Here is a 21,590-nt window from a genome sequence, read left to right on the forward strand (position 1 = left end):
AAATCACGCTCGACCACTTTGTTTTGTCGCGCGACGCGACGCATGGTTCATTGCGCGCGGGCCGAAACCGGCGAAGCCGGCTTTAGATTCAGGAGGTTGCCGCACAGGATCAGCACCGCGCCGAGCACGGTCCAGGTGTCGAGCCGCTCGGAGTAGAGCAGCCAGCCGACGGTTGCGGTCAATGGAACCCGCAGGAAGTCCATGGGGACCACGATGGTCGCGTCGGCATAGCGGAGCGCGCTGGCGAGGCAATAGTGCGAGAACGTGCCGCACACGCCGATGACGAACAGCCAGCCCCATAAGGCGGGCGAGGGCCAGACCCAGACATAGAACGTCGGAAGCAGGCCCATGACGAACTGCACGACGATCATCCAGAACAGGATCGAGAGTGCGCTCTCTGTCCGGGTCAGCGATTTCGCCAGGATCATGGAGATGCTGAAGCCGATCGCGGCCCCGAGCGCGATCAGCTGGCCCGGATTGATCTCGCCCGTGGCGGGCCGCACGATCATGACGACGCCGACGATGCCGAGCACGACGGCGGCAATTTTCCAGACCGTCATGCGCTCGGCCAGGAATGTCGCTGCGAGCAGGGCGGTCCAGATCGGCATGGTGAACTCGATCGCGACGACCTGGCCGATTCCGATCAGCGTCAGTGCGTAGAACCAGCCGAGCTGCGCGAAATAGTGCACGCCGTTGCGTGCAAGGTGCTGCGGCAGGCGCTTGGTCGCCACCGCCTTGAAGCCTCCGGCCCGGTAGATGATCGGCAGCAGCAGCGTGAAGCCGATCACCGAGCGCACTTCCATGATCTGGAAGACGTTGAGGTCTCGGGTGGACTCACGGCCGGCGACGGCCATGACCAGCATCAGCGCCAGCCAGCCGGCCATCCACAGTGCAGCCATCGTTTTGGACGGTGTCGCGGTCATCGGTGCAAGTGCGGGAGATCGTACCTCGAGGGGACGGCCGGTATCGGCGACATCGCCGCGGTTTGCAACGGCCAAATCTGCGGATGCAGCGATGCAAGGCGGCGTGCTAAGCAGCATTGAACAACAAGAAAGGGAGACGTCGCTCATGCAGATCTTGCAGCCGGCCGAATGGAAAAAACCGCGCGGATTTTCCCACGGTGTCGTGGCCGAAGGGCCGGGCCGCTGGGTGGTGCTGGCCGGGCAGACCGGCGGCGACGAGACCGGCAATTACGCGCCCGACATGGCGGGGCAGGTGGCAACCGCCCTGAAGCGGATCATCAAGCTTCTGGCAGAAGCCGGTGCAGGCCCGGAGCACATCGTCCGCCTGACCTGGTACCTGACCAGCCGCAGCGAATATGAGGCCGCGGGCGCCGGAATCGGCGCAGCCTGGAAGCAGACGCTGGGGCGCAATTTCCCGCCCTCGACGCTGCTCTATATCGGCGGGCTCGTGGACGAGCGCGCCAAGGTCGAGATCGAGGTCACGGCCTTCGTGCCCGGCGCATAAGAAAAGGCCCGGCGTCGGTCGCCGGGCCTTGTGTCGTGTCGCGGTGCTGTCGTCTTACTTCGACAGCGAGATGTTGGCGCCGCGGAACTGGCTGTCCGCGCGCATCGAGACGTTTTGCTTGTTGCCGGACGTCTTCAGCGAGATGTTGGCGTTGAAGCCGGCGGTCGAGGCGACCAGCTCGTAATTGCCGCCGGCGCCGCGGCCCTGGAGCGATCCGGAGATGTTGCGGCTGGCCTCGGACCAGCTGCCGGCGATGGCTCCGCCTTCAGACTTCACGTTGGCGCCGAGGTTGAACTTATAGGCGTCGCTGGCGCAGGTCAGCGACATCTCCATGGTCGGGCCGATCGGGGCGTATTTGGCCCGGCAGCGGATGCGTTCGGTCGAGCCGTCGTCCAGCGTGACGGTGCCGCTGCCGTTCCAGGTGCCGGCCAGGGGGGCAAACGGGCCGGACTGGGCCTTGCCTTCAGAGTTGACGAGCCCCGCCGCAAACAAAACGGCGGCCGCAATCAGCAGCCGCCGGTTCCGGGCGCGAGCCTCGATTGGTTTATTGGCGCGATGCTTCCCACCGCCCGCTGCACGGTATGCCTGCAGATGCTCCATTCCACTTCCCCGATCCGGCGTTGCCGTTGAGTTGACCGTTGGCATATGCACCATTGATCGAAACTTTCACAAGTCCCCCGCTGCCGATGGTGCCGGAAACGTTAGCGCCGGGCGCGGTGATCTTGCCGTCGGCAACGGTCAGCATGGAGCTTGCGCTCGGCTCACAGGTGCCGCTCTTGGTGACGATGGTGACCTGCCAGTTGCCGTCATAGGGGCTCTGGGCGAAGGCGGGAGCGGCGAGGGTGCCGGCGAAAACTGAAGCGGCACAGAACGCCGCGATGCGAGCAAAACGCATGAATTCCGTCCTTGAATATGTCCGATATGCTGTCGCTTATTCGGGGCAAATGTGACGGAAATTTGTTGCAACGCCAAATCGAAAATTGTTCCAGTGGAAACAATGGTTTATTTGCGTTTTTGACTCCAATTTTCGAAGCAGAATCAATGCGGCTTCACGTTAAGGGTAAACGTCAGGAGAGACTCGGTGCCGAGGTCGCGAACTGCTCGTCCTGGACCTTGGCCGGCAGCGCCTTGTGGACCTTGGCATAATCGATCACGTCGGCCAGCAATTTGAGCCCGAGCGGGGCGAGCGCACGCTCCCAGAGGTCACGGGCGGTCTCGCCCTTCTTGACGAAGCACCAGTCCTGGGCGGCGATGGCTCCGGCGTCCATGCGGTCGGCAAGGTGATAGATCGTGCCGCCGGCGATCGGATCGCCCTCCTTGATGGTCCATTCCACCGCCGCCTTGCCGCGGTGGCGCGGCAGCAGCGAGGGATGATAGCCGATCCCGCCGAGCCTGGCGGCGGCCAGCGCGTCCTTGCCGATCCTGGCATGGCTGTGCGCGGTGATGATCAGATCGGTGTCGGGGGCGATCTCGGAGGCCACCACCAGCTTGGGATTGGCCTGCACCACGACCTCGATGCCGGCCGCCTTGGCCGCCGCGGCAAGGCGATCCTCGGCGTCGGCCACCACGACCCGTGCGATCGAGACGCTGTGCTCCCGGAGCATGTTCAGGGTGGTCACACCAAAATGGCGGGAGCCGACGAGGGTAATGCGCATGGGGGTCCGATCCGTCTCGCAACTGCGTCGTACCCCCGATAACACGTCCGGCCGCCGTGTCACCAGCCACGGGCCGTTTGCGCCGGTTATCAACAATGCACCGGGCGCGGAGACGTCGAATTCTGCGATTGCGCGGCCGGCCGTTGCAGTGCTTCCTTATGCGCGTTGCACCGATCCGGGAGCGAGCGCATGCGCAGCGCGTGGTTTTTCCTTCTCGTCGCACTGGTCGCGGCCACGCCGGCCCGCGCCGGCGGGCCTTATCCGGCGGTGCCGCCGGAGATTGGCGTTGCGCCGTTCATCGGCCCGACCTGGGATACGTTTCGCTGCGCCGAGGGGACCATCCACAATTTCTATCACGGCGCCTATTACGGCGAGGAGCCGCCGGCGCTCTATCGCGGCTATGCCTACCGGCCGCATTACCGATACAGCGCCTATCGCAAAGTGCCGCGGACCTATTTCTGCGTGACGGACTAGCGTTGCCGGTCTGCCACGGCTGGCCGGGAAGTGCGGATACACGGTTCCTGTGTTTCATTTTTAACAGAAGCGATCGCCGGTTTGCGGCTAGAACGTGCCCCACCGGGGCTGGTCACATTTCAATCCGGATCCGTTTTCGAACCCGGCTTTGGCCGCTGGCGTGATCGCCAGCGGCTTTTTCATTCCGCGCATCGCGAAATCATCTGACGGTAATACGTTCTCAACCAGCTTGTCGTATCGACGAATCCGTCGCGGATTTGTATTGCGTACCGCGACACCGAAAATGTCCGCCGGCGTGGGTGCGCCGCGCGGGCCTTTTCGCCGGGACCGATTTTCATGCCGAGCGCAATTGAGCAGATCGTGGACGCCTATGTGCGGCTGAAGAACCGCCGTGGCCTCGACCAGCTCATGATGCACAGGCAGCGGCTCGCGGTGGATCTGAAGAGCAGGTCCGGCTTCGATTTCAGCCTGCCGATCGACAAGATCGACGAGGAGATCGCGATCATCGAGGCGGGCCTCAGCAGGCTGAAGGCGGTGAATTCCACGGCGCTCTAGCGAGCCTCGCCGCGCCTTGGGACTGAGGTAGGGCGCGTCGTCGCAGCCCGCTTCCGGTTCATGCATGGTTCAGCCCGGCCGTGCCCCAATGAGCCGGTTGTTTCGTGGGACACGAATCCTGTTAGGCTTGTCCCCGACATTGGAGGAGACGTCATGATTGGACTCGCGCTGGCCGGCCTGATTGCGATTGCGAGCGTGCCGGAGGCATCGCCGGAGCCCCTGGTCGCGCAAGTTCAGTTCAGAGCTGGCCCGGGCGGACAATGTCCGGACGGCTATGATTTCAATCACTCGAACGGCCGCTGCTATCCCAACGACTATCATGCGCCCGGTTACTACAACCGGCCCGATTCCCCCTACGGGGGCCGCCGCGGTGGCCTCTGTCCGGACGGTTACGACTACAATTACTCGAACGGCAGTTGCTATCCGAACCGCGCGCGGGCGCCCGGCGCCTACGGAGCTCCCGAATACTACGGACGCCGCGGCGGGCTCTGTCCCGATGGCTACGACTACAATTATTCGAGCGGACAGTGCTATCCGAACCGCGCACGCCAGCCGGGCATGTACGGACGCTAGGGCGCCCTAAGAGGACTTTCCGCCGTCGATCACCGTGAACAATGGTCGGGCCTTGGTCGGCTCGACCAGCAGTTCGTCGACCATGGCGCTTGCAGCCTCGACATATTTTCGCGTGGGCTTGTCCAGGGGCCGCTGAGCCTCGTCGTCGAGCGCGACCCTGGCGGCCTCGACCAGCTTGCGCATGCGCTCGGCATGGTCGTCACCCGCCGTCAGCGTCGCGCGGGCCAGCGAGCGCAGCACGAACAGCTCGCCCTCGAGGCGGAGGAGGCGGTCGTTGAGCCTGGTGAGGACGGCGTTGAGGTCGGCCATTGCTTGCTGTTCGGCGCGGAGGGGCCATCCTGATCTAGCTGCCATGGGTGAACGGAGTCCAAACGCTTTTGGCGCAATTGGGGTGATCTCCGGCGGCCTCCCGGCATCGGCAATGCCGCCGATGTGACTGATCGCGACCCTGCGGCCCATTGGGACGCGCATGGTTCCCGCACCACATCGCAAGACGGGTGGACGTCTGGAGCACGTTCAATGCGGTCTGTTGTGGCCTTGGTTCTGTTGATCTCGGCGTGTGCGCAGGCGGCAGCCGCGCCGGGCACCATGCGCGTCCGCGCCATCACGCCGTTGTCCGCCTGCCTGAAGACGCGCCGGTGCCGCCCGGCTGGTACAAATTCCCCGGCCAGCCGCCGATCCCGCCGTCGGAGAACAGGAATCTCGATCCTTCGAATTTCGGCGGCGGCTGATCGCGCCTTACGCCGCAGTCCGCGCCAGATAGTCGCGGGCGAAGGCGAGATACCAGTCGAGGCAGGCGGGATTGGCCATCGCCTCCTTGTTGATGACTTTCTCAACGGGCTGGCCGAGCAGCAGCTTCTTGATCGGCAGCTCCTGCTTCTTGCCGGACAGCGTGCGCGGGATCTCGGCGACCGCAAAGATTTCATTCGGCAGGAAGCGGCGGGACAGGCCGGCCTCGATCGCCTTGTTGATCTTGGCCTGCATCGCGGCGTCGAATGCGGTGCCCTCGCGCAGCACCACGAACAGCGGCATGTAGCTGTCGCGGCCGAGATATTCGAGGTCCACGACGAGGCTGTCGAGCACCTCGGGCAAGGCTTCGATCGCGGAATAGAGCTCGCTCGTGCCCATGCGCAGGCCGTGGCGGTTGATGGTGGCATCGCTGCGGCCATAGATGATGCAGGATCCATCAAGATTGACCTTGAGCCAGTCGCCGTGCCGCCACACCGGTCCGCGGCCGCTGCCGTCGAAATTGTCCGGATAGGTCTCGAAATAGCTGCTGCGGTAGCGCGCGCCGTCCTTGTCGTTCCAGAAGTAGAGCGGCATCGAGGGCATCGGCTCGGTGCAGACGAGCTCGCCGACCTCGTCGATCACGGCGCGGCCCTGTTCGCTGAAGGCTTCGACCGCAGCGCCCAGCAGGCGGCATTGCATCGCGCCCGGCGTCTGCGGCAGCTCGCGATTGCCGCCGATGAAGGCGCCGGCGAAGTCGGTGCCGCCGGAAATGTTCGCCCACCAGATATCGGCCTGCGCCTCGCTGCCGTTCGTCTGCGACAGCGCCGCGAAGCGTGCGTTGAACCAGGCTTGCGTGTCGGCGCTGAGCGGAGAGCCGGTCGAGCCGAGGCAGCGCAATCGCGAGAGGTCGCCGGCCGCGGTCAGATCGATCTCGGCCTTGGCGCAATTGGCGAAGAACGCCGCGCCCGCGCCGAAAAAGGTTGCCTTCGACTGCGCGACGAAGCGCCACAGCGTGGTCCAGTCCGGCTTGTCCCTGGTGCCGCCGGGGCTGCCGTCGAAGATGCAGCAGGTGCTGCCGCTCAGCAGGCCGCCGACCTGGCTGTTCCACATGATCCAGCCGGTCGACGAGTACCAGTGATAGCGCTCGCCGAAAGAATTCTCGTGATATGAGCAGCCGATGTCGTTGTGCAGGCCGAGCAGCGCCAGCACCACGATGACGATGCCGCCATGGCCGTGCACGATCGGCTTCGGCAGGCCGGTGGTGCCGCTGGAATAGACGATCCAGAGCGGATGATCGAACGGCAGCCACATCGGCTCGAACGCGTCGATGGCGGCGCCGGTTCTTGCCGTGATGTCGGAGAGCAGGGCATCTGGCGCGGCGACCGCGTCGGCGGCGTTGTGCAGGATGACATGCGCGACGGTCGGTAGCGATCGGCGCAGCTCGGCGACGACATCGCGCCGGTCATGCTGCCGGCCCGCATAGGTGACGGCGTCGCAGGCGATCAGCACTTTCGGCTCGATCTGCTTGAAACGGTCGATCACGGCGGGCGCGGCCATGTCGGGCGCGCAGACGCTCCAGACCGCGCCGATGCTGGCGCTCGCGAGAAAACCGATGATGGTCTCGGGAATGTTGGGCAGATACGCCGCAACGCGATCGCCTGGCTTGACGCCTCGCTCGATCAGATGCAGCGCGAGCGCCGCCGCCTTGCGGCGCAGCTCCGGCCAGCTGGTCTGTCTGAGCTTGCCGTCTTCACCGCTGCTGACGATCGCGGGCAGGCCGGCGGCGTCAGCCGCGTCCACATGACGGAACACGTGCCGCGCGTAATTCACCTGTGCGCCGGGAAACCAGACTGCTCCCGGCATCTTGCGCTCGGCGAGAACGGCCGTGAACGGCGTCGGCGATTGCAGATCGTAATAGTCCCAGATGCTGCGCCAGAAAGCGTCGAGATCGCGCACCGACCATTGCCGCATCTCCTCGTAACTGGCGAAGGACAGGCCGCGCCGTTCGGCGAGCCAGTTGCGGTAGAGGGCGATCTGGGGAACGAAAGCTGCGGTCATTGCTTGCCGGGTTCGATTGCGGGAAGGCAAGTCTAGCTCGCACCGCAGACGAGCAGAAGCCGTCATTCGCGCAGAGCGCAATGGCGCCGGAGTTGGAGCGGGCGGTGCGTGCGACGCGGCTGTCGCCAGCGCAATGAGAGCTTCAACAGTCTCGCAATTGCTAGGCCGCGCTTGCAATGACAGTGCGTAGCCCGGATGGAGCGAAGCGTAATCCGGGGCCGGCCTCGGCTATCGCGCGCAGCACCCGGATTTCGCTTCGCTTGATCCGGGCTACGGCACCGGGACTGTCGCCTCAGCTACCACTCCACGCCGGCCCAGCGCCGGCCGAACACCGGCGGCTTCGTCTTCACCGCCTGCCAGCCGAAGAAGTGGTGCTTGCCGGACCAGCTGTGCACCACGCTGCCGCAGATGCTGCACTTGAAGTGGCCGACATGCGCCTCGGAGTGTTCCTCCCGGGTCGCGGTGTAGTTCATGCTGCAACCGGTGCAGGTGAATTCTTCGATCGTCCAGATGCTGTTGGCCATTGCACGGAATGTTTGTTGGGACCTCGACGCAGGGTAGGCGCGGGCGTTTGCATCGACGTAAACCGGCGAGCGGAAATCCGGTTAATCGCCGTTAGCCAAACCGGTTCGCGGCCGACGCGTTTGCATGATTTTCCCGGGTTTTGCAGCGCCCGTCAGTCCAAATCGCGCCGCCGGCAGGTCCAAGCGCGCCACTGATCCGGCAGCTAGATTTCACCCGTCGCCCCGGTCGGGCGGGGCAAGGTTCGATGGGGGTGAGATCGTGGGGAAGAAGCTCGTTTTGCCGGCCGCGTTGCTGTCGCTGACAACGCCGGCATTCGCTGCCGATATGGTTGCGCCCGTGCCGATGAAGGCACAGGTCGCGGCACCTATCTTCGCCTGGACCGGCTTCTACATCGGCGCCCATGGCGGCGGCGCGTGGAGCAAGTGGAGCGGCATGGACCCGGCCGATCCGGCGGCCGGCTGGAGCTCGGTCACGGCCAGCGGCGGCGTGGTCGGCGGCCAGATCGGCGGCAACTACCAGATCAGCAATTTCGTGCTGGGCCTCGAGGGCACCGGCGCCTGGTCCAGCGTCACGCTCAACAGCAACAGTCCGTTCGGCGGCGGAGCTGGTTTCATCTTCTCGCTGAAGAACGACTATATCGCCACGGTGGCCGGGCGCTTCGGCGTCGCGTTCGACCGCGTGCTGCTCTACGCCAAGGGCGGCGGGGCGTTCACGCGCGACAAATACTACGCCAACAACGGCCTTGCGGGCGCGCTCGCCGGCTCCGCCTCGGGCAGCTTCAACCGCACCGGCTGGCTTGCCGGCGCCGGCGTCGAATGGATGTTCATGCCGAACTGGTCGGTGAAGGCCGAATACAACTATATGGGCTTCGGCGCGATCAACGAACTGCCGGTGACGACGGGCAATCTGGTGGCGACGCCAGCCAACGTGAAGCTGAACATCCAGACCGGGACGGTCGGCGTGAACTATCACTTCTAGCCGCGCCGGGGGCGCAGGATCAGTCCGAGGTCTGACGCATGTCGCGGTCGATGCGCATCTGCACGCGCCGGATGGCGAGCAGCGGCAGCCTGCCTTGCACCCGCCCGGTGCGGACCTTGTCATCGATCGCGTAGGCGTAGCGCCAATAGCCGGGGGCACCGTTCCGCTGGAGCGAATAGTGGACGCCGCGGTGGATCCCCGCATGCTGGTCGGGCTCTCTGGGGTGGCGCTGCATCGTCTCGGAATGCTCCAGGGATCGATGCGTTCCTATCCGGCGGTCGGCGCGTCCGCCGCAGGAGGAACCGGTCGTCTTGACGGCGGATGCGGGGCTGGCAATAACGGCTTGTTCGAGTGCCGGAACCCGCGTCGATGCCGCAAGGAAGGTTGTGCCCGTGAAAAGCCTCCGTCAGCTCCTCACGGGAGAGGACATCATCCAGCTCGTGATCCGGCTCGGCCTGCTTGCCCTGCTGATCATCTGGACCTTCCTGATCATCCGCCCGTTCGTGCCGATCCTGGCTTGGAGCGGCGTGCTCGCGGTTGCGTTCTATCCGGCCTTCAGCTGGGTCGCCAGGATGCTCGGCGGACGTCCCAAGACCGCCGCGGCGATCCTCACCCTCGTCACGCTCGGGATCGTCATTGGTCCCGCGACCTGGCTCGGCATCAGCGCCGTGGACGGCGTGCGCGAGCTGGCGCACCAGCTCGGTACCGGCGATCTCGCGCTGCAGTCGGCGCCGGAGCAGCTCAAGTCCTGGCCGCTGGTCGGGCCATGGCTGTTTGAGCTCTGGGATCAGGCCTACAACAACATCCGCGCAGTGCTGCGCGAGGTTGCGCCCTATCTCCAGCCGCTGGCGGGGCCTCTGTTGTCGCTCGCGGGCGATGCCGGCGTCGGCACGCTCCAGTTCCTGGTGTCGGTGTTCGTCGCCGGCTTCCTGTTCCCGCACGGGCCGCGGCTGGTCGCCGCCGGCCGCGGCTTCCTGTTTCGCATCGTCCCCGAGCAGAGCGAGCATTTCCTGGGGCTTGCGGGTGCGACAATCCGTGCGGTGGCGCAAGGCGTGATCGGCGTCGCGATCGTGCAGGCGCTGCTGGCCGGCATCGGCTTCAAGCTCGCTGCCGTGCCGAGCGCGGGCCTGCTCGCCTTCATCGTGCTGCTGCTCTCGATCGTGCAGATCGGCGCCTTCCTGGTCCTGCTGCCTGTGATCATCTGGATCTGGACCGCCAAGGACGTCACCACCGCGCTGGTTCTCACCGTGTTTCTCGTCCTGGTCGGCTTCATCGACACCATGTTGAAGCCGCTCGTGATGGGACGCGGCCTGAACACGCCGACCATCGTGATCTTCGTCGGTGTGATCGGCGGGACGCTGGCCCACGGTATCGTCGGCCTGTTCATCGGACCGATCATCCTCTCCGTCGCCTGGGAGCTGATGATGGCCTGGATCCGGACGGAAGATCAGGCAGGGGCCGCCCAGGGCTGATTTCGGCTTGGCGGGCGCGAACTCGCCGCCGCTGCGCATGGACGACGACGGCCTCGCTGCCTGTGATCAAGGCACGCCGCGAACTTGTCTATCCGACTAGACAAGTTACGATGGCTCGATTCTGTTTTTGATTACGGCAGCAATGGCAAAGTCTTCCAAGCTCGTTGCCGCGAAGCGCGGCAAGGTATTGTTGGTCAGACGCCGGTCGGACGGGCTTTGGATGTTCCCGGGCGGCCGCAAGCGTTCGCGCGAGTCCGACAAGGATTGCCTGAGGCGCGAGATCAAGGAAGAGCTGCCCAAGCTGAAGCTCGGCCGGATCAGCCTCTGGAAGGAAGTGACGGCCAGGAACAAGCGCTCCGGCCGCAAGATGAGCGATGCGATCTTCATCGCCAAGGCCGCCAAGGGCAGGCTCGAGATCGGCGACAAGAAGGAGATCGACCGCGCCGCCTGGCACAAGCCGCGCGGCCTTCGCCTGACCCCGACCTCGCGCTACATTCGCGATCGCCTGTTTCCGCGCAAGGCGCGCTGAACTAGTCCTCGCGTTCTGCCGATTGCGTCCGTCCGGCGTAGGATCTCGACCGGCCGAGGCGCGGCTCCGGCGCGGCGCGCCTCACGGCCTCGGCCTCGCGCTCCTCCTTGCGGACCTTGCGCGCATTGCGCATCGCGCGCTTGACGAAGGGGTGCTGGGAATCCTCGGTGAAGAACAGCACCACTTCGCAACTCGGGCACTGCCTGGAATAGCCGTCCTGCAACCGCGCGGCGCGATCGCGGAACACGTTCTTGCAGCGCGTGCACTGAATCTGGACGGAGCCCATGTGCGATCGACAATGACTGATGGAAATGCACCGTCAGCTGATCGCAAATGTCTGAAGAAAGCTTGAAAGGCTCTTGTGAATTCACTGCCACTCTGTCGCAGCTCGAATGCCGCGTGATGCGAACATGCTCGCGTCACGCGTGCGGCGAAGCGATTGTCGCTGAAGCCGGCGGCAGGCTATTGCTTGGCCGCCATCGTCTCCAGGCAATGGTTGAGATAGGCGGTGCGATCGCGCGGCAGCACCTTGTCCAGATCCGCCTTCAGCGCGCATTCGCGCTGCCGCAGCTGCTCGGCGCGGCGCTTCTCGGCGGCTTCGCGGAATTCGGGAGCGACCTTGTTGGGATCAACCAGTGCCTGCGAGCGGGCCGGGGTGGTTGCAAGCAGGATGGTGGCGGCAACGAAAATGAATGGTTTCAAAATGAGCCTCCGTAAAAGGGGGCATCCTAGCGTGCGGCGCGCAAACCTCAAACCGGCACATGCGGTACCCCGTTCCGCCGCGGCCGCGCTGGCGAAGCGAGTGTGAACCAGTTCACAAGCGCGCGGCGGGTTCGCTGCTATGAAGGCATCATTGCTTCACCAAATCATTTTCGACGAAACGCCCCGGCGTCCAAGCGCCGGGGTTTTTCGTGTTGGCAAGGCGCTGTTTCCGATCGGATTGGCCTTACGCAAGGCACGATCCCGCGCAAGCATCGGCTGCTTGTGGAACGGGCGGGGTTCCCCGCAATGGTTGCACGGAACGTTGCCGCGAGGCGTGCGTTCGCCCGGCAAATCCCATATGGATGGCGGCGCGTCGCCGAATCGAACGAGGCCGGCGCGCGCGTTCAGTTGGTGGCGGTTGACGACCAGAAACGGATTCACGTGAGGCTTGCAAAGAAGGCGCGGGCGGCCAAGGCTTTGCCTAAGAAGGCATTGCCTAAGACGAGGTCGTCCAAGACGACGCTGTCCAAGGCGAGGTCGTTGAAGACCAAGGCATCGTCGAAGACCAAAGCTTCGCCAAGGAAGAGCGAGGGAGCGCAGCGCGCCACGATCTCGTCATCGTCGCCTCTCGGTTCGATGGCGCTGCATCTGCTCGCGCAGTGGAAGCAGTCCGGGCCGAGCGGCATCGTGTTTCTCGCCGAGAACGAGAGCAGGGCGGAGCGGCTCGGCAGCGTCATTCACGCGCTCGATCCGTCCTGCGAGGTGCTGGTGTTTCCGCGGCTGAACACCTTGCCGTTCGATCAGCTCGAACCCTCGCACGAGCTTGCAGGGCGCAGAGCCTCGGTGCTGCGGCGCCTCGCGAAATCCAAGAAGCCGATCTTCCTCGTCTCGACCGCAGAGGCGGTGATGGAGCGCCTGCCGCTGCCGGCGAGCCTGTTGCGCCTCAGCATCAGCCTGAAGGTAGGCGGCGCGTTTTCCGAGCGGGATCTCGAGACGCGTCTGGAATCCCTGGGCTACGATCTCGACGACGAGCCGGACTATCCGGGCGGGGCGCTGTTTCACGGACAGACCTTCGAGATCTTTCCCGCGGGCGCGCTCGGGCCGTTCCGGATCGAGCATTCAAATCGCGCCATCGACCGCATCGTGGCGTTCGATCCGAAAGAGCACGAGATCATCTTCGAGACCAAGGAGCTTCTCGTCGATCCCATGTCGGAGCGGCTGGGCCTTTCCGGCAAGGGCGGCAAGCGCGCGACGCTGTTCGACTATTGCGGGCGGGCCAAATGGATTGTCGACGCAGGCGTGCCCTCGCACGCCGACGTCTGGTTCGACACGATCGAGGAAGCGGCGCCGCGCGCGGAGCGGGAGCGCGAATATCTCGGCCGTCGCGACTGGAAGCAACTCTCCAGGGGCATGAAGGTGCTGCCGCGCACGGCACCGTTCCAGGCCATCCCGGAGTTCTCGAAGCTGACATCCACGCGCAAGGCGCTGCGTGCCTTCATCGAGGAGACGCAGCGGGCCGGTTCGCGGCTGATCCTCGTCGCCGCGCAGGGGGACGACCTGCGCGTGATGGAGCGGATGAGCGGCGTCAAGGCGCAGCGCTCAGAGGATTGGGACGAGGCGAGCCGCGGGGGCAGCGGCGAGGCGTCGCTTCTGGCCGATCTCGATGCGGGGTTCGTCGTGGCGGGGAAAAAGCCGATCGTCGTCGTGACGGCGTCCGACGTGCTCGGCAGCCGGGCGCATCATGCGCAGCCGATGGCGCGCGCCTGGAGCGCGGCGTTCGATCATGCCGACGTGCCGGAGCAGGGCACCGTGGTGGTGCATCTGCAGCGCGGCCTTGCCGTGCTCGACGGCCTGCAGACCGTCAACACCGGCGGCGGCGCGATGCGCGAGATGATCCGCCTCAAATTCGCGGGCGACAATGCGGTGCTGGTGCCGCCGACCGATCTGGCGCTGATGTGGCCCTACGCCGCCGAGCTCGGCAAGCTGGCGCTCGACAAGGCGGACGGCAGCACATGGTGGGGCCGTCGCAGCGAGGCCGAGCGCGAGATCCAGATCGCCGGCAAGGTGCTGGCCAAGCACATCAGCCAGCGCCGCCGGCGGCGCGGCGAAAAGCTGGTGCCGCCGGGATCGGCCTACGAGAAGTTCGTCGCGCGCTTTCCCTATTTCACCACGATCGACCAGGCCAGGGCGATCAGCGACGTGCTGGACGATCTCGCGTCCGGCCATCCGATGGACCGGGTGGTCTGCGGCGATGTCGGCTTCGGCAAGACCGAGGTGGCGCTGCGCGCGGCCGCGGCCGTGGTGCTGTCGGGTAAGCAAGTCGCGATCGCGGTGCCGACGACGGTGCTGGCACGGCAGCACGTCGCAACCTTCCAGAAGCGCTTTGCCCCGTTCGGCATCGAGGTCGGCAACCTCTCGCGCGCAACCTCCGGCGCGGCGCTGCGCGAGACCCGGGAGGGCCTGCGCAGCGGCCGGATCAAGGTCGTGATCGGAACGCAGGCGCTGACGGCGAAGGACGTCAAGTTCGATGACCTCGGCCTCGTCATCATCGACGAGGAGCAGCATTTTGGCGCGGCAGAGAAGGCCAAGCTCGCGGCCCTCGCCAAGAATGTCCATGTGCTGATGATGAGCGCGACGCCGATCCCCCGGACGCTTGCCGCCGGCCTTGCCGGCTTCCGCGACCTCAGCGTCATCGCCTCGCCGCCGGTGCACCGGCTTCCGGTCGCAACCAGGATCGCGCCGCTGTCGGATGCGGCCATTGCCTCCGCGCTGCTGCGCGAGCAGCGGCGGCACGGCCAGAGCTTCCTGATCTGCCCGCGCATCCAGGATCTCGATCCCATGCTGGCGCGGGTGCAGGCGGTGGCGCCGGACCTGCGCATCGTCTGCCTGCACGGACGGCTGGCGGCCGACGAGATCGACGATCGCATGATGAGCTTCGTCGAGGGCAGGGCCGACGTCCTGCTCGCGACCAACATCGTCGAGAGCGGCCTCGACATTCCCCGCGCCAACACCATCGTGGTGTGCTGGCCGGAGAAGTTCGGTCTCGCCCAGTTGCACCAGCTGCGCGGCCGGGTCGGGCGCGGCGGCATCCGCGCCTTCGCCCATCTGTTGACCGAGACGCAGTCCGGCCAGTCCGAGAAGCGCCTCGCGGTGCTCGAGGAGTTCAGCCGTCCGGGCGCGGGCTTTGCCATCAGCGAACGCGACCTGGATCTCAGGGGCGCCGGCGACCTGTTCTCGGAGGAGCAGTCCGGCCATGTCCAGGTGTTCGGGCCCGTGCTGTACAGCCACCTCCTGAAGATGGCCTCGGAGAAGGCCGACGACGAGCGCGCCGCGGTGTGGGTGCCCGACCTCAACCTGCCGGTCGGAGACATGCTGCCCGAGACCTATGTGCAGTCCGAGCCGGTGCGCCTCGAGCTCTATGCGCGGGCCGCACGATGCAGCAACGAGGACGACCTCGACGATCTCGAGGAGGAAACCTCCCGCCGCTTCGGGCCCCTGCCGAAGGTCGCGCGCGACTTCTTCGCCGCGGCAAGGCTTCGGATCGAATGCAAGCGGAGAGGCATCATCCGGCTCGACGTCGGCCCCGGCGCGGTGGCCGCGACGTTCCTGCCCGGGCGGTTGCGGAAGTCGCGCGGCAAGTCGCTGCAACGCGACGGCGACCGCGTCGTCTATCATAGCCAGACGCGCGATGCGCCGTTCGAGACGGTGGAGGAGCTGTTCGAGCTGCTGGACGAGGGGTAGGGCGAACTAAAAGTTCGAAAACAACCCCATGCACAGTAGCCAAGTGCTTGCCGGCACTAGGCCTTTCCGCAGCCGGTGGGAATGGCCGGTTGACCCGTCGGGCAAAACAGGCGCATTCTGCCAAATTCGGAAAATCCGTTGGGCGATGCGCGCCTGCCGGGACGGCACACGCTGTCCGCGGCCTCGGCTTTCTGGCGCGGTCCCGCTCATGGCGTCCCCGTAGTCGGCCGGAGTGACCGCTAACGTGGAATTAATCCAGAACGCCGACAATTTTAGGCAGTTGTGTATGGGTGCTGCGTAAAGGGGTCCTCGCGAGGGGCGTTCCAGGGGCGGCTTCCGTTTGCTCGCTCACTGGGGTCAATGCACGTGACCACGACTTTCGAAACGCAAGGCCTCGTCGAACAACTCGACCCTGCAGCCCTTGCCGCCGCAGCAGCGGCGGACGAAACCGCTGCCTTTGAAGCTCCAGCCCCGATCGTACGGACCAGCCGGAAATCGGTGCTGGCCCTGTCGGCGTGCGCCCTCGCCATCGCCATCAATGGCGCGGCGGCGGTCTACACATTGCCGTCCGTTCTCCCCGCGCTGAATGTCAGCAGGCTGGCTGAGCTGCTTCCGCGCCGCGAAACGCCGCCGCCGCCGAAACCGGATCCGGTCGTCGCGGCCTTGAAGGATATTCAGTCGGCCCAGCAGCAACACACGGCCTCGCTGCAGGCGAACAATGACCTCGCGCAGCAGAACGCGGCCGTGCTGCAGCAGGATTCGATGGTGCTGCTGTCCCTGCGCCAGAGCATCACGGACGAGCGGGTCGACGTGAGGAAGATTTCTTCGCAGCTCTCCACGCTGATCTCGAAGGTGGACTCGCTGCAGAACGTGATGATGTCGGACATGACGTCCTCCATCCGGAAGGCGAATGCGCGCTACGGCTTCTCGGTAGCGATGCGCAAGCGGATGCTGACCCGCCAGACCAGGCCCCTGGGGCCGGTCCCGGCGGGCGGCGCGCTAGGGCCCGTGTCGGTCGGTGGCGCGCCGCTGAGCATGCCGGCTGCGACGGCGGCTCCGGAGAGCTGACGGCTCGTCGAGCAGATCGCCTAGCTTTTCTTGAAACTGAGATACCGTACCGACTGATTGGCGCGCGAGCTGCAGGCGGAACTGGAATCCGAAGCGCCGTTGGCGAGCTGGAAGCTGCCATGGGTGCAGTATCTGCCGCGGCAGGCCGCTCCCTGCCTTTCGAAGAAGACGGTGATGGGATAGCCGCATTTGTTGGCCACGCTCAGGCACGCGCAATTCCTGCCGCCCGGTTCGTCCATGCACTGGGTGGGCGTGGAGCTCACCACCGACCCGCAGATTTCATCGGCCGATTTCGCCGCCGGCGGCGGATTTCCTGCGATCTTCTTGCCCGGTTGAAGCGGCTGCGAGCCCGATGGCTGGTACTCGGTCTGGAGCGGGGCCGATGAATCGCCGATCAACTTCGCCGGCGGCTTCTGCGGGGCGGGCTTGGCTTGTTGCGGCGCAGCCTGGCCGCCGCCGATCCGCGTGACGACGATGGAGCCGTAGGTCATCACGCCGCTTGACTGCAGCGTGTAGACGTAAGTGCCGGCACTGTTGGTGTAGGTCAGGCTGTTGCCGTTGCAGGTCCAGGTGCCCTGAACGCAGAAGGCATTGCCGGTGCACAGCGCTTGCCCGTCCGGCGTCAACGTGCCGATGTTGCTGGTGCCATGCTGCCAGGTGCCGACGAACTTGCTGGCACATGATGACGGCGGCGCAGCCAACGCGTTGCCGGCGAGCAAAAGGAGAGCAAACGAGCCGAGAGCGCGCAACCCAATCATCCCAATCCCCTTTTTTGCAATGTGACGAGAGAGCCATCGTGCGATTTGAAAATCAAGGCGGCGCTGTCGCCGTGGTTACCTCGTCGGACTCGTCGGCGCGGGGGGCAGGCTTGCGCCGCAAGTGCGTTGCGCGATCGCACGTCCATCGCCGGACCGTGATGCCGCGCCGGATTGCGGCGGGCGCGTTGGCGCATCACATCACCCCGGTCGTTCGATGGAGCTGATGCGATGCGCGCTGCCCTTGCGATGGGTCTGTTGATTGCCCTGTGCACCACTGCGAACGCCGCGCCGGCGCATCGCTTGCGTCCACATCACCCGCACTATCCGGAGGTCGATCGTTCCGGCGCGGAGGCAGATCCTCGGGTGCGTTTCGCGGTTCCCGGCTGGAGCGATGAAGCAACGCAGCGCTGGCTGAACAGCGCCTCGTCCAATGTCGGACGAGGGGGATAGAAGCCGCGACCGGATGTGTTGTCGGCTCGCGCTCGCGAGCCGATGGGGGCCGGCTTCTGAATTGAGGGGGGCGGAACGGCTAGGCAGCCTGCTCCTCGAACGAGGTGTAGATGCGGCCGGCGGGATCGACGACCTGGACGTCCCAGCATCCGTCCTGGACCAGCTCTCTGGCCTTCTTGAGGGCGGCCGCGAGTGTCGGCCGCTTGAGGCTGACGACGCCTGCCGTGTCGAAACCGTTGATTTCAAACATGCCGCTTCCTCCTGTGATTTTCTCGAATCCTACATCTTTCCGGCGCTTTGTCTCGCGGCTTTTTGGGGCAGGGCGCCTGGAACCAGCAGGCTGGTCCCCTGTCACCGCGAGCGGCTGAGGGTCGTCGGACACCCTGCCGGCGACATGGACGTCCCCCGCCGGGGTTGCTACGATATTGGCCTGCATTTCAGGGGTGTTTTGCCGTGCGGCTCGATCGGCCCGCGGCCCGATTGGTCGAGCGGCATTACAAGCAAAGGCGTTGTCGAGGGATGGTCAGCCGGCGGCCAGCAGGGACAGCCGCGCTACTCATGCTGCTTTTGTCGGCTGGCCCTTCATTTGCGACTGAAACCGTCTGGGACGTCCTGGAAGGGTTTGGGCTGACCGGCGTCTGGAGCGTTGCTTGCGCAGCGCCCACGACGGCCGCCAACTTCCGCTACATCTATTCCAAAGCCGCCAATGGTGGCGCGACGCGCGAGCTCGATTTCGGTGTCAGCGAACTGACCTCGAGCGTGATCGAAGTCGCGGAGTTGCTCTCGCCGTCGACCCTCAAGCTTCGCGTCCGCAACGCCGATCCGCGATTTCAGCACCTCAACAACCTGATCCTCGAGACCGTGCTGATCAAGCAGATCAATTCAGGAACCGGAGAGATGCGCGTCCGGTTCATCGAAGCCAGCGACAGCTCCGGTCAGGTGTTCATCAAAGGTGGCCTCGTCGTGGGCGGCGCGCAAGCGCGGGTCGGAAAGCCAACCTTCTGGCAGCACAGGTGCCGCCCTACGATGACGTGACATTGCGTCGCCGAAGCGCTCGGTGGATCTGATCGGTCATACATGCAGCGGCGCATTTCGGGCAGGCAAAGGCCACGCGCGCGCTCGAATTCATTCCGGCATTTCGTATTCTAAAAACGCCGCTCGCTTGAAATCATTCGCGAGCGGCGTTTCTCCAGCCCCGGGAGGGTCATGCAAAATCCCGGCAGCATCAACTTGCCAGCTTGTGCAACGCGGTCAATTCCGACCATCTCTTATGGTCAATCTGCAAATCGACTTAATTCTCAATGCGCGCACAAAAAGGCGTGTTTCGCAGGGTGCATTCACCTGGATCTATCTTCGATTCTTGTTTCTCTCACAGAAGAGAAGTCCCGCCACTTTCGACTTCGGCGCTGACGTTCCGCCCGAGGCATCTGCAACTGTGAAGCTTGGACTTACGCCGTTTGCACCGAGCTGGAATGTGTTGCCGACGCCGGCAACAAGAGCCCCGGCAGCAGGTGCATATTCCTGCCAGCCTTTCGGGCAACTGGGCAGGTTGAACGCCAGGACCGTGTGCTCAGGTAGGTCTTGTGCGTGCGCGGGAAAGCAGGAGGCGCTCAACAAGACGATCGATATCGCGGCAGCAATTCGCATGATTTAATCCCTTCAGTTAAATGTGCGCCGCGGCAGCATAGTTTGGGCTAAAGTTTTATGCGTGGCTAAACGGGAAGCTGTTGCACAACATTGAGCCAATCAGCGGTAATTTAAGGGGTGTCGGCGCGAAATCCGGAGTTGGCAGCCCGGTAACGGCTTCATAAACATTAAAGGGCATGCATAAATGAGGTTTTGGTTATTTAGATTCGTCTGAAAGGTTATTGCGGAATGGCATTTGCACCCGACCATCACGAGATGTTTCGCCTGATCCTGGCGTTTCAGAAGATCACAGATCCGGACCTCCGCCGAATGGTGCTCCAGCACGTCGAGGAAATGGAACGGCAGCAGACGACGGGGCGCGAAGATGATGCGGCAGCCAAGAACGGTATCGCACGGCCAGAGCCTGACCCTGCCGTCATCGAGGCTGGCCTTCAGACATTGGCCGGCCCAATTTCAGGATAGGTCGCCTCGATCGAGCAAAGTTCGGATTGCCTGCAAGCTGGCCTGGAGCTGTGTTCCGGCCGTTTTTCAACGGGAGAATTTAGCGTGGCTTTGGGGACTGTTAAGTGGTTCAACGCAACCAAGGGATACGGATTTATTCAGCCGGAGGACGGCGGTCCTGACGTATTCGTCCACATCTCGGCCGTTCAAAAGGCGGGCTATACCAGCCTGGCTGAAGGGGCCAAGGTTAGCTACGAGTTGGCTACGGGACGTAGCGGTAAAGCCTCCGCCGAAAATCTGAGGATCGGCTGAGGCGCCGATCGTGGCACGCTTTTGGCTTGGTCATGAACCGGGGGCCGCACGTCTCCCCGCCCATGCCTCGGCCTGGACCACCAGATGGGCGGGGAGATCGCTGCTCCCAATAGCTCTGTCCATGCGCAGCGGACAGCGGATGGCTTGCAGTGTTGCTCCGTGAACTCGGCCGCCAGATCGCGCACGCGATGAACCGGGGAATGGTTGGTGAGATGGCGGTCTGTCCTACCGTCTTCACCACGGAACACTCATGACAACTTCACTACCAATCGCACTGGCGGCCCGTTCTCTCTGGTGGGAACGGGAGTCGCCGCGCCGTTGCCGGGTCTTTGAGAGAAGAGGTGCTGACTGAGATTGTGTCGCTCTTAGCGTATATAGCGATAGGGCCGCTCGAAAACGTATGTTGAGCCGAAGCGGTATGGCAGGGGATCGTAGCCAATCACGTAGGCTGCTCTCACCCTGTAAAGCCTGTGTCGCACGACGGCTGTGTGCCGATGCCACGTAGTGCATACGCACCTGGCGCGAGAGCTGAAGTCGGTAGCGGTCGCATTCTGCGGCAGGAAGCAAATAGCAAATGCCAAAATCGCCAACGGCCGAAACATGGGTGCTCCAAGACACGCGCTTGCTACGGTCCCTTAAGTTGACAGAGTCCCAAAAGTTCCCATTGAGCTTGGTTGCCATAGAGCGAATTGCGTGTTCGGTCACTGCTTTCGGTGGGCCGACTTCAAGAAGCGATCGGGAAAAAGAAGCAATCTCGGCGGGAATCAGATACGTTCTCTGGTGCGGGCGGTAATCCCTACTTATCGACCGCACCATGGAAATGCACGGCCTCGATCTCTCTGCCCGGAGAGGCCGGGGCCGTTTCCTCTAGAGCTCGCGGCTCATCGCGAGCTCGGCCCGAATAATCGCCGGCTGATCTTCACGGTGCCGCATACGGAATTTCCGCAGCAGCACCAGGTCGTCGCCCGCATCATCGTGCCGGCCGACTATATGGTCACCCCTCGTTGCAGGGTGCTGGGTTGGTCCGACGAAAAGCCTGCGGAGGCGTATCTTGCCGCTTTCGAGCCGGCCGGTGATCCGAACCAGGTCGCAGAAAGGGCCGCCCGCCAGTTCGCGCTGGCGGGCTTTCTTAATGGCGCCGGAAAAACTCGTTCTGCAAATGTCGCTTGATGTTCTCGGGGCGGCGCTCACCCTGGGAGGCTAGCTTGAGGACCCGTTCGGCGACCTCAACTGCGGTCCGTCGATGCTGCTGGGTGAAGGTCGGACTGGAGAGAACATCGTCCAGGACGTCGCGAAGCATTTGCACAGTGGCTGCATCATAAGACATGAGCCAGCTCCTAATAGTTAGAGCAACAAACGAGCGGTGCCGAGCTCGAAATGCGCGTCTCGGAAGGCCGCCTATTTTCTAACTGGGCTCTGAAATCCCAGTTGGCTCTCAGAATGCAATGGACATGCC

28 protein-coding genes are annotated in these 21,590 nt (G+C 64.3%); 14 read left to right on the plus strand and 14 right to left on the minus strand.

From position 1 onward, the window contains the following. Positions 1-47: 47 nt before the first annotated feature. Positions 48-923, minus strand: a complete 876-nt coding sequence (locus tag JQ617_RS06390; protein WP_212025246.1) for a DMT family transporter — start codon at positions 921-923, stop codon at positions 48-50. 145 nt (positions 924-1,068) lie between these two features. Here JQ617_RS06390 and JQ617_RS06395 point away from each other — a divergent pair, with 145 nt between their 5' ends. Further along, positions 1,069-1,467: a RidA family protein gene (locus tag JQ617_RS06395; RefSeq protein ID WP_212025248.1), complete on the plus strand. Its 399-nt coding sequence runs from the start codon at positions 1,069-1,071 to the stop codon at positions 1,465-1,467. Between the two features lie 54 nt (positions 1,468-1,521). Here the strand turns inward: JQ617_RS06395 and JQ617_RS06400 are convergent, their stop codons facing one another. From JQ617_RS06400 to JQ617_RS06410, 3 genes are all read right to left on the minus strand, one after another. Continuing rightward, the gene (locus JQ617_RS06400; protein ID WP_212025249.1) at positions 1,522-2,067 is read right to left on the minus strand and encodes a hypothetical protein; all 546 of its coding nucleotides are present in this window, start codon (positions 2,065-2,067) and stop codon (positions 1,522-1,524) included. Continuing rightward, on the minus strand, positions 2,012-2,362 hold the full coding sequence (locus tag JQ617_RS06405; protein WP_082884840.1) for a hypothetical protein: 351 nt from the start codon (positions 2,360-2,362) through the stop codon (positions 2,012-2,014). Before JQ617_RS06405 ends, JQ617_RS06400 begins: the two co-directional genes overlap by 56 nt. Before the next feature lie 172 nt (positions 2,363-2,534). Next, a complete protein-coding gene (locus JQ617_RS06410; RefSeq protein WP_063683392.1) occupies positions 2,535-3,122 on the minus strand; it encodes a formyltransferase family protein in 588 nt (195 codons plus the stop codon). Positions 3,123-3,311: 189 nt separating this feature from the next. Here JQ617_RS06410 and JQ617_RS06415 point away from each other — a divergent pair, with 189 nt between their 5' ends. The 3 genes from JQ617_RS06415 (at position 3,312) to JQ617_RS06425 (ending at position 4,724) form a co-directional block, all read left to right on the plus strand. After that, entirely contained in the window at positions 3,312-3,596 is a 285-nt protein-coding gene (locus JQ617_RS06415) for a hypothetical protein (protein WP_212025251.1), read from the plus strand. 336 nt (positions 3,597-3,932) lie between these two features. Beyond that, complete coding sequence (locus JQ617_RS06420; protein WP_063683394.1) at positions 3,933-4,151, plus strand: hypothetical protein; 219 nt, start codon at positions 3,933-3,935, stop codon at positions 4,149-4,151. Positions 4,152-4,304: 153 nt separating this feature from the next. Then, positions 4,305-4,724, plus strand: coding sequence for a hypothetical protein (locus JQ617_RS06425; RefSeq protein WP_212025253.1), 420 nt, complete (start codon positions 4,305-4,307; stop codon positions 4,722-4,724). Between the two features lie 6 nt (positions 4,725-4,730). Here the strand turns inward: JQ617_RS06425 and JQ617_RS06430 are convergent, their stop codons facing one another. Next, on the minus strand, positions 4,731-5,033 hold the full coding sequence (locus JQ617_RS06430) for a hypothetical protein (RefSeq protein ID WP_212025255.1): 303 nt from the start codon (positions 5,031-5,033) through the stop codon (positions 4,731-4,733). Positions 5,034-5,281: 248 nt separating this feature from the next. Between JQ617_RS06430 and JQ617_RS06435 the strand changes: the two genes are divergently transcribed. Further along, a complete protein-coding gene (locus JQ617_RS06435) occupies positions 5,282-5,455 on the plus strand; it encodes a hypothetical protein (protein ID WP_249156667.1) in 174 nt (57 codons plus the stop codon). A 7-nt stretch (positions 5,456-5,462) separates the two neighbouring features. Here JQ617_RS06435 and JQ617_RS06440 read toward each other — a convergent pair whose 3' ends face one another. Together JQ617_RS06440 and JQ617_RS06445 are read right to left on the minus strand one after the other, a co-directional pair. Beyond that, the gene (locus tag JQ617_RS06440) at positions 5,463-7,511 is read right to left on the minus strand and encodes an acetoacetate--CoA ligase (RefSeq protein ID WP_212025257.1); all 2,049 of its coding nucleotides are present in this window, start codon (positions 7,509-7,511) and stop codon (positions 5,463-5,465) included. Positions 7,512-7,807: 296 nt separating this feature from the next. Beyond that, positions 7,808-8,035, minus strand: coding sequence for a hypothetical protein (locus JQ617_RS06445; RefSeq protein WP_212025259.1), 228 nt, complete (start codon positions 8,033-8,035; stop codon positions 7,808-7,810). Between the two features lie 259 nt (positions 8,036-8,294). Between JQ617_RS06445 and JQ617_RS06450 the strand changes: the two genes are divergently transcribed. Next, positions 8,295-9,014 carry an outer membrane protein gene (locus tag JQ617_RS06450; protein ID WP_212025261.1) on the plus strand — a complete coding sequence of 240 codons (720 nt, stop codon included), beginning with the start codon at positions 8,295-8,297 and terminating at the stop codon, positions 9,012-9,014. 19 nt (positions 9,015-9,033) lie between these two features. On the opposite strand, the gene JQ617_RS06455 is transcribed toward JQ617_RS06450, so the two are convergent. Next, the gene (locus tag JQ617_RS06455; RefSeq protein ID WP_212025263.1) at positions 9,034-9,249 is read right to left on the minus strand and encodes a hypothetical protein; all 216 of its coding nucleotides are present in this window, start codon (positions 9,247-9,249) and stop codon (positions 9,034-9,036) included. Positions 9,250-9,400: 151 nt separating this feature from the next. Here JQ617_RS06455 and JQ617_RS06460 point away from each other — a divergent pair, with 151 nt between their 5' ends. Next, entirely contained in the window at positions 9,401-10,486 is a 1,086-nt protein-coding gene (locus JQ617_RS06460; protein ID WP_212025265.1) for an AI-2E family transporter, read from the plus strand. A gap of 142 nt (positions 10,487-10,628) precedes the next feature. After that, positions 10,629-11,015: an NUDIX hydrolase gene (locus JQ617_RS06465; protein WP_212025267.1), complete on the plus strand. Its 387-nt coding sequence runs from the start codon at positions 10,629-10,631 to the stop codon at positions 11,013-11,015. A 1-nt stretch (position 11,016) separates the two neighbouring features. On the opposite strand, the gene JQ617_RS06470 is transcribed toward JQ617_RS06465, so the two are convergent. The 3 genes from JQ617_RS06470 to JQ617_RS06480 all read right to left on the minus strand — a co-directional run bounded on the left by JQ617_RS06470 (position 11,017) and on the right by JQ617_RS06480 (position 12,158). Next, positions 11,017-11,301 carry a hypothetical protein gene (locus tag JQ617_RS06470; protein WP_212025269.1) on the minus strand — a complete coding sequence of 95 codons (285 nt, stop codon included), beginning with the start codon at positions 11,299-11,301 and terminating at the stop codon, positions 11,017-11,019. A 176-nt stretch (positions 11,302-11,477) separates the two neighbouring features. Beyond that, the gene (locus JQ617_RS06475) at positions 11,478-11,717 is read right to left on the minus strand and encodes a hypothetical protein (RefSeq protein WP_212025271.1); all 240 of its coding nucleotides are present in this window, start codon (positions 11,715-11,717) and stop codon (positions 11,478-11,480) included. 156 nt (positions 11,718-11,873) lie between these two features. Then, entirely contained in the window at positions 11,874-12,158 is a 285-nt protein-coding gene (locus JQ617_RS06480) for a hypothetical protein (RefSeq protein ID WP_212025273.1), read from the minus strand. A gap of 195 nt (positions 12,159-12,353) precedes the next feature. Here JQ617_RS06480 and JQ617_RS06485 point away from each other — a divergent pair, with 195 nt between their 5' ends. Together JQ617_RS06485 and JQ617_RS06490 are read left to right on the plus strand one after the other, a co-directional pair. Continuing rightward, entirely contained in the window at positions 12,354-15,458 is a 3,105-nt protein-coding gene (locus JQ617_RS06485) for a DEAD/DEAH box helicase (protein ID WP_212025982.1), read from the plus strand. Between the two features lie 360 nt (positions 15,459-15,818). Then, complete coding sequence (locus JQ617_RS06490; RefSeq protein WP_212025275.1) at positions 15,819-16,526, plus strand: hypothetical protein; 708 nt, start codon at positions 15,819-15,821, stop codon at positions 16,524-16,526. A gap of 20 nt (positions 16,527-16,546) precedes the next feature. Here JQ617_RS06490 and JQ617_RS06495 read toward each other — a convergent pair whose 3' ends face one another. Together JQ617_RS06495 and JQ617_RS06500 are read right to left on the minus strand one after the other, a co-directional pair. Continuing rightward, positions 16,547-17,284 carry a hypothetical protein gene (locus tag JQ617_RS06495; RefSeq protein ID WP_212025276.1) on the minus strand — a complete coding sequence of 246 codons (738 nt, stop codon included), beginning with the start codon at positions 17,282-17,284 and terminating at the stop codon, positions 16,547-16,549. Between the two features lie 529 nt (positions 17,285-17,813). Next, positions 17,814-17,984, minus strand: a complete 171-nt coding sequence (locus JQ617_RS06500) for a hypothetical protein (protein ID WP_167358209.1) — start codon at positions 17,982-17,984, stop codon at positions 17,814-17,816. 203 nt (positions 17,985-18,187) lie between these two features. On the opposite strand from JQ617_RS06500, the gene JQ617_RS06505 reads away from it, so the two are divergent. Continuing rightward, positions 18,188-18,769, plus strand: a complete 582-nt coding sequence (locus JQ617_RS06505) for a hypothetical protein (protein WP_212025278.1) — start codon at positions 18,188-18,190, stop codon at positions 18,767-18,769. A 312-nt stretch (positions 18,770-19,081) separates the two neighbouring features. Here JQ617_RS06505 and JQ617_RS06510 read toward each other — a convergent pair whose 3' ends face one another. Then, complete coding sequence (locus JQ617_RS06510; RefSeq protein ID WP_212025280.1) at positions 19,082-19,381, minus strand: hypothetical protein; 300 nt, start codon at positions 19,379-19,381, stop codon at positions 19,082-19,084. A gap of 228 nt (positions 19,382-19,609) precedes the next feature. Here JQ617_RS06510 and JQ617_RS06515 point away from each other — a divergent pair, with 228 nt between their 5' ends. The 3 genes from JQ617_RS06515 to JQ617_RS06525 all read left to right on the plus strand — a co-directional run bounded on the left by JQ617_RS06515 (position 19,610) and on the right by JQ617_RS06525 (position 21,304). Next, positions 19,610-19,843 carry a hypothetical protein gene (locus JQ617_RS06515; protein ID WP_212025282.1) on the plus strand — a complete coding sequence of 78 codons (234 nt, stop codon included), beginning with the start codon at positions 19,610-19,612 and terminating at the stop codon, positions 19,841-19,843. An 84-nt stretch (positions 19,844-19,927) separates the two neighbouring features. Then, positions 19,928-20,134 (plus strand): cold-shock protein, encoded by a 207-nt coding sequence (locus JQ617_RS06520; RefSeq protein WP_212025284.1) that lies wholly within the window; start codon positions 19,928-19,930, stop codon positions 20,132-20,134. 924 nt (positions 20,135-21,058) lie between these two features. Next, complete coding sequence (locus JQ617_RS06525; RefSeq protein WP_212025286.1) at positions 21,059-21,304, plus strand: hypothetical protein; 246 nt, start codon at positions 21,059-21,061, stop codon at positions 21,302-21,304. Positions 21,305-21,590 lie beyond the last annotated feature (286 nt).

Origin of the sequence: Bradyrhizobium sp. KB893862 SZCCT0404, from assembly GCF_018130885.1 — a bacterium.
GTDB classification, from domain to species: domain Bacteria; phylum Pseudomonadota; class Alphaproteobacteria; order Rhizobiales; family Xanthobacteraceae; genus Bradyrhizobium; species Bradyrhizobium stylosanthis.

Bases quoted from the DNA above. Each gene is read 5' to 3' on its own strand.
- JQ617_RS06470 (WP_212025269.1), bottom strand. From the start codon at position 11,301: ATGGGCTCCGTCCAGATTCAGTGCACGCGCTGCAAGAACGTGTTCCGC.
- JQ617_RS06515 (WP_212025282.1), top strand. From the start codon at position 19,610: ATGGCATTTGCACCCGACCATCACGAGATGTTTCGCCTGATCCTGGCG.
- JQ617_RS06495 (WP_212025276.1), bottom strand. From the start codon at position 17,284: ATGATTGGGTTGCGCGCTCTCGGCTCGTTTGCTCTCCTTTTGCTCGCC.
- JQ617_RS06455 (WP_212025263.1), bottom strand. From the start codon at position 9,249: ATGCAGCGCCACCCCAGAGAGCCCGACCAGCATGCGGGGATCCACCGC.
- JQ617_RS06400 (WP_212025249.1), bottom strand. From the start codon at position 2,067: ATGGAGCATCTGCAGGCATACCGTGCAGCGGGCGGTGGGAAGCATCGC.
- JQ617_RS06420 (WP_063683394.1), top strand. From the start codon at position 3,933: ATGCCGAGCGCAATTGAGCAGATCGTGGACGCCTATGTGCGGCTGAAG.
- JQ617_RS06440 (WP_212025257.1), bottom strand. From the start codon at position 7,511: ATGACCGCAGCTTTCGTTCCCCAGATCGCCCTCTACCGCAACTGGCTC.
- JQ617_RS06395 (WP_212025248.1), top strand. From the start codon at position 1,069: ATGCAGATCTTGCAGCCGGCCGAATGGAAAAAACCGCGCGGATTTTCC.
- JQ617_RS06410 (WP_063683392.1), bottom strand. From the start codon at position 3,122: ATGCGCATTACCCTCGTCGGCTCCCGCCATTTTGGTGTGACCACCCTG.
- JQ617_RS06500 (WP_167358209.1), bottom strand. From the start codon at position 17,984: ATGTTTGAAATCAACGGTTTCGACACGGCAGGCGTCGTCAGCCTCAAG.
- JQ617_RS06390 (WP_212025246.1), bottom strand. From the start codon at position 923: ATGACCGCGACACCGTCCAAAACGATGGCTGCACTGTGGATGGCCGGC.
- JQ617_RS06405 (WP_082884840.1), bottom strand. From the start codon at position 2,362: ATGCGTTTTGCTCGCATCGCGGCGTTCTGTGCCGCTTCAGTTTTCGCC.
- JQ617_RS06485 (WP_212025982.1), top strand. From the start codon at position 12,354: ATGGCGCTGCATCTGCTCGCGCAGTGGAAGCAGTCCGGGCCGAGCGGC.
- JQ617_RS06415 (WP_212025251.1), top strand. From the start codon at position 3,312: ATGCGCAGCGCGTGGTTTTTCCTTCTCGTCGCACTGGTCGCGGCCACG.
- JQ617_RS06445 (WP_212025259.1), bottom strand. From the start codon at position 8,035: ATGGCCAACAGCATCTGGACGATCGAAGAATTCACCTGCACCGGTTGC.
- JQ617_RS06430 (WP_212025255.1), bottom strand. From the start codon at position 5,033: ATGGCCGACCTCAACGCCGTCCTCACCAGGCTCAACGACCGCCTCCTC.
- JQ617_RS06465 (WP_212025267.1), top strand. From the start codon at position 10,629: ATGGCAAAGTCTTCCAAGCTCGTTGCCGCGAAGCGCGGCAAGGTATTG.
- JQ617_RS06510 (WP_212025280.1), bottom strand. From the start codon at position 19,381: ATGCGAATTGCTGCCGCGATATCGATCGTCTTGTTGAGCGCCTCCTGC.
- JQ617_RS06425 (WP_212025253.1), top strand. From the start codon at position 4,305: ATGATTGGACTCGCGCTGGCCGGCCTGATTGCGATTGCGAGCGTGCCG.
- JQ617_RS06490 (WP_212025275.1), top strand. From the start codon at position 15,819: ATGCACGTGACCACGACTTTCGAAACGCAAGGCCTCGTCGAACAACTC.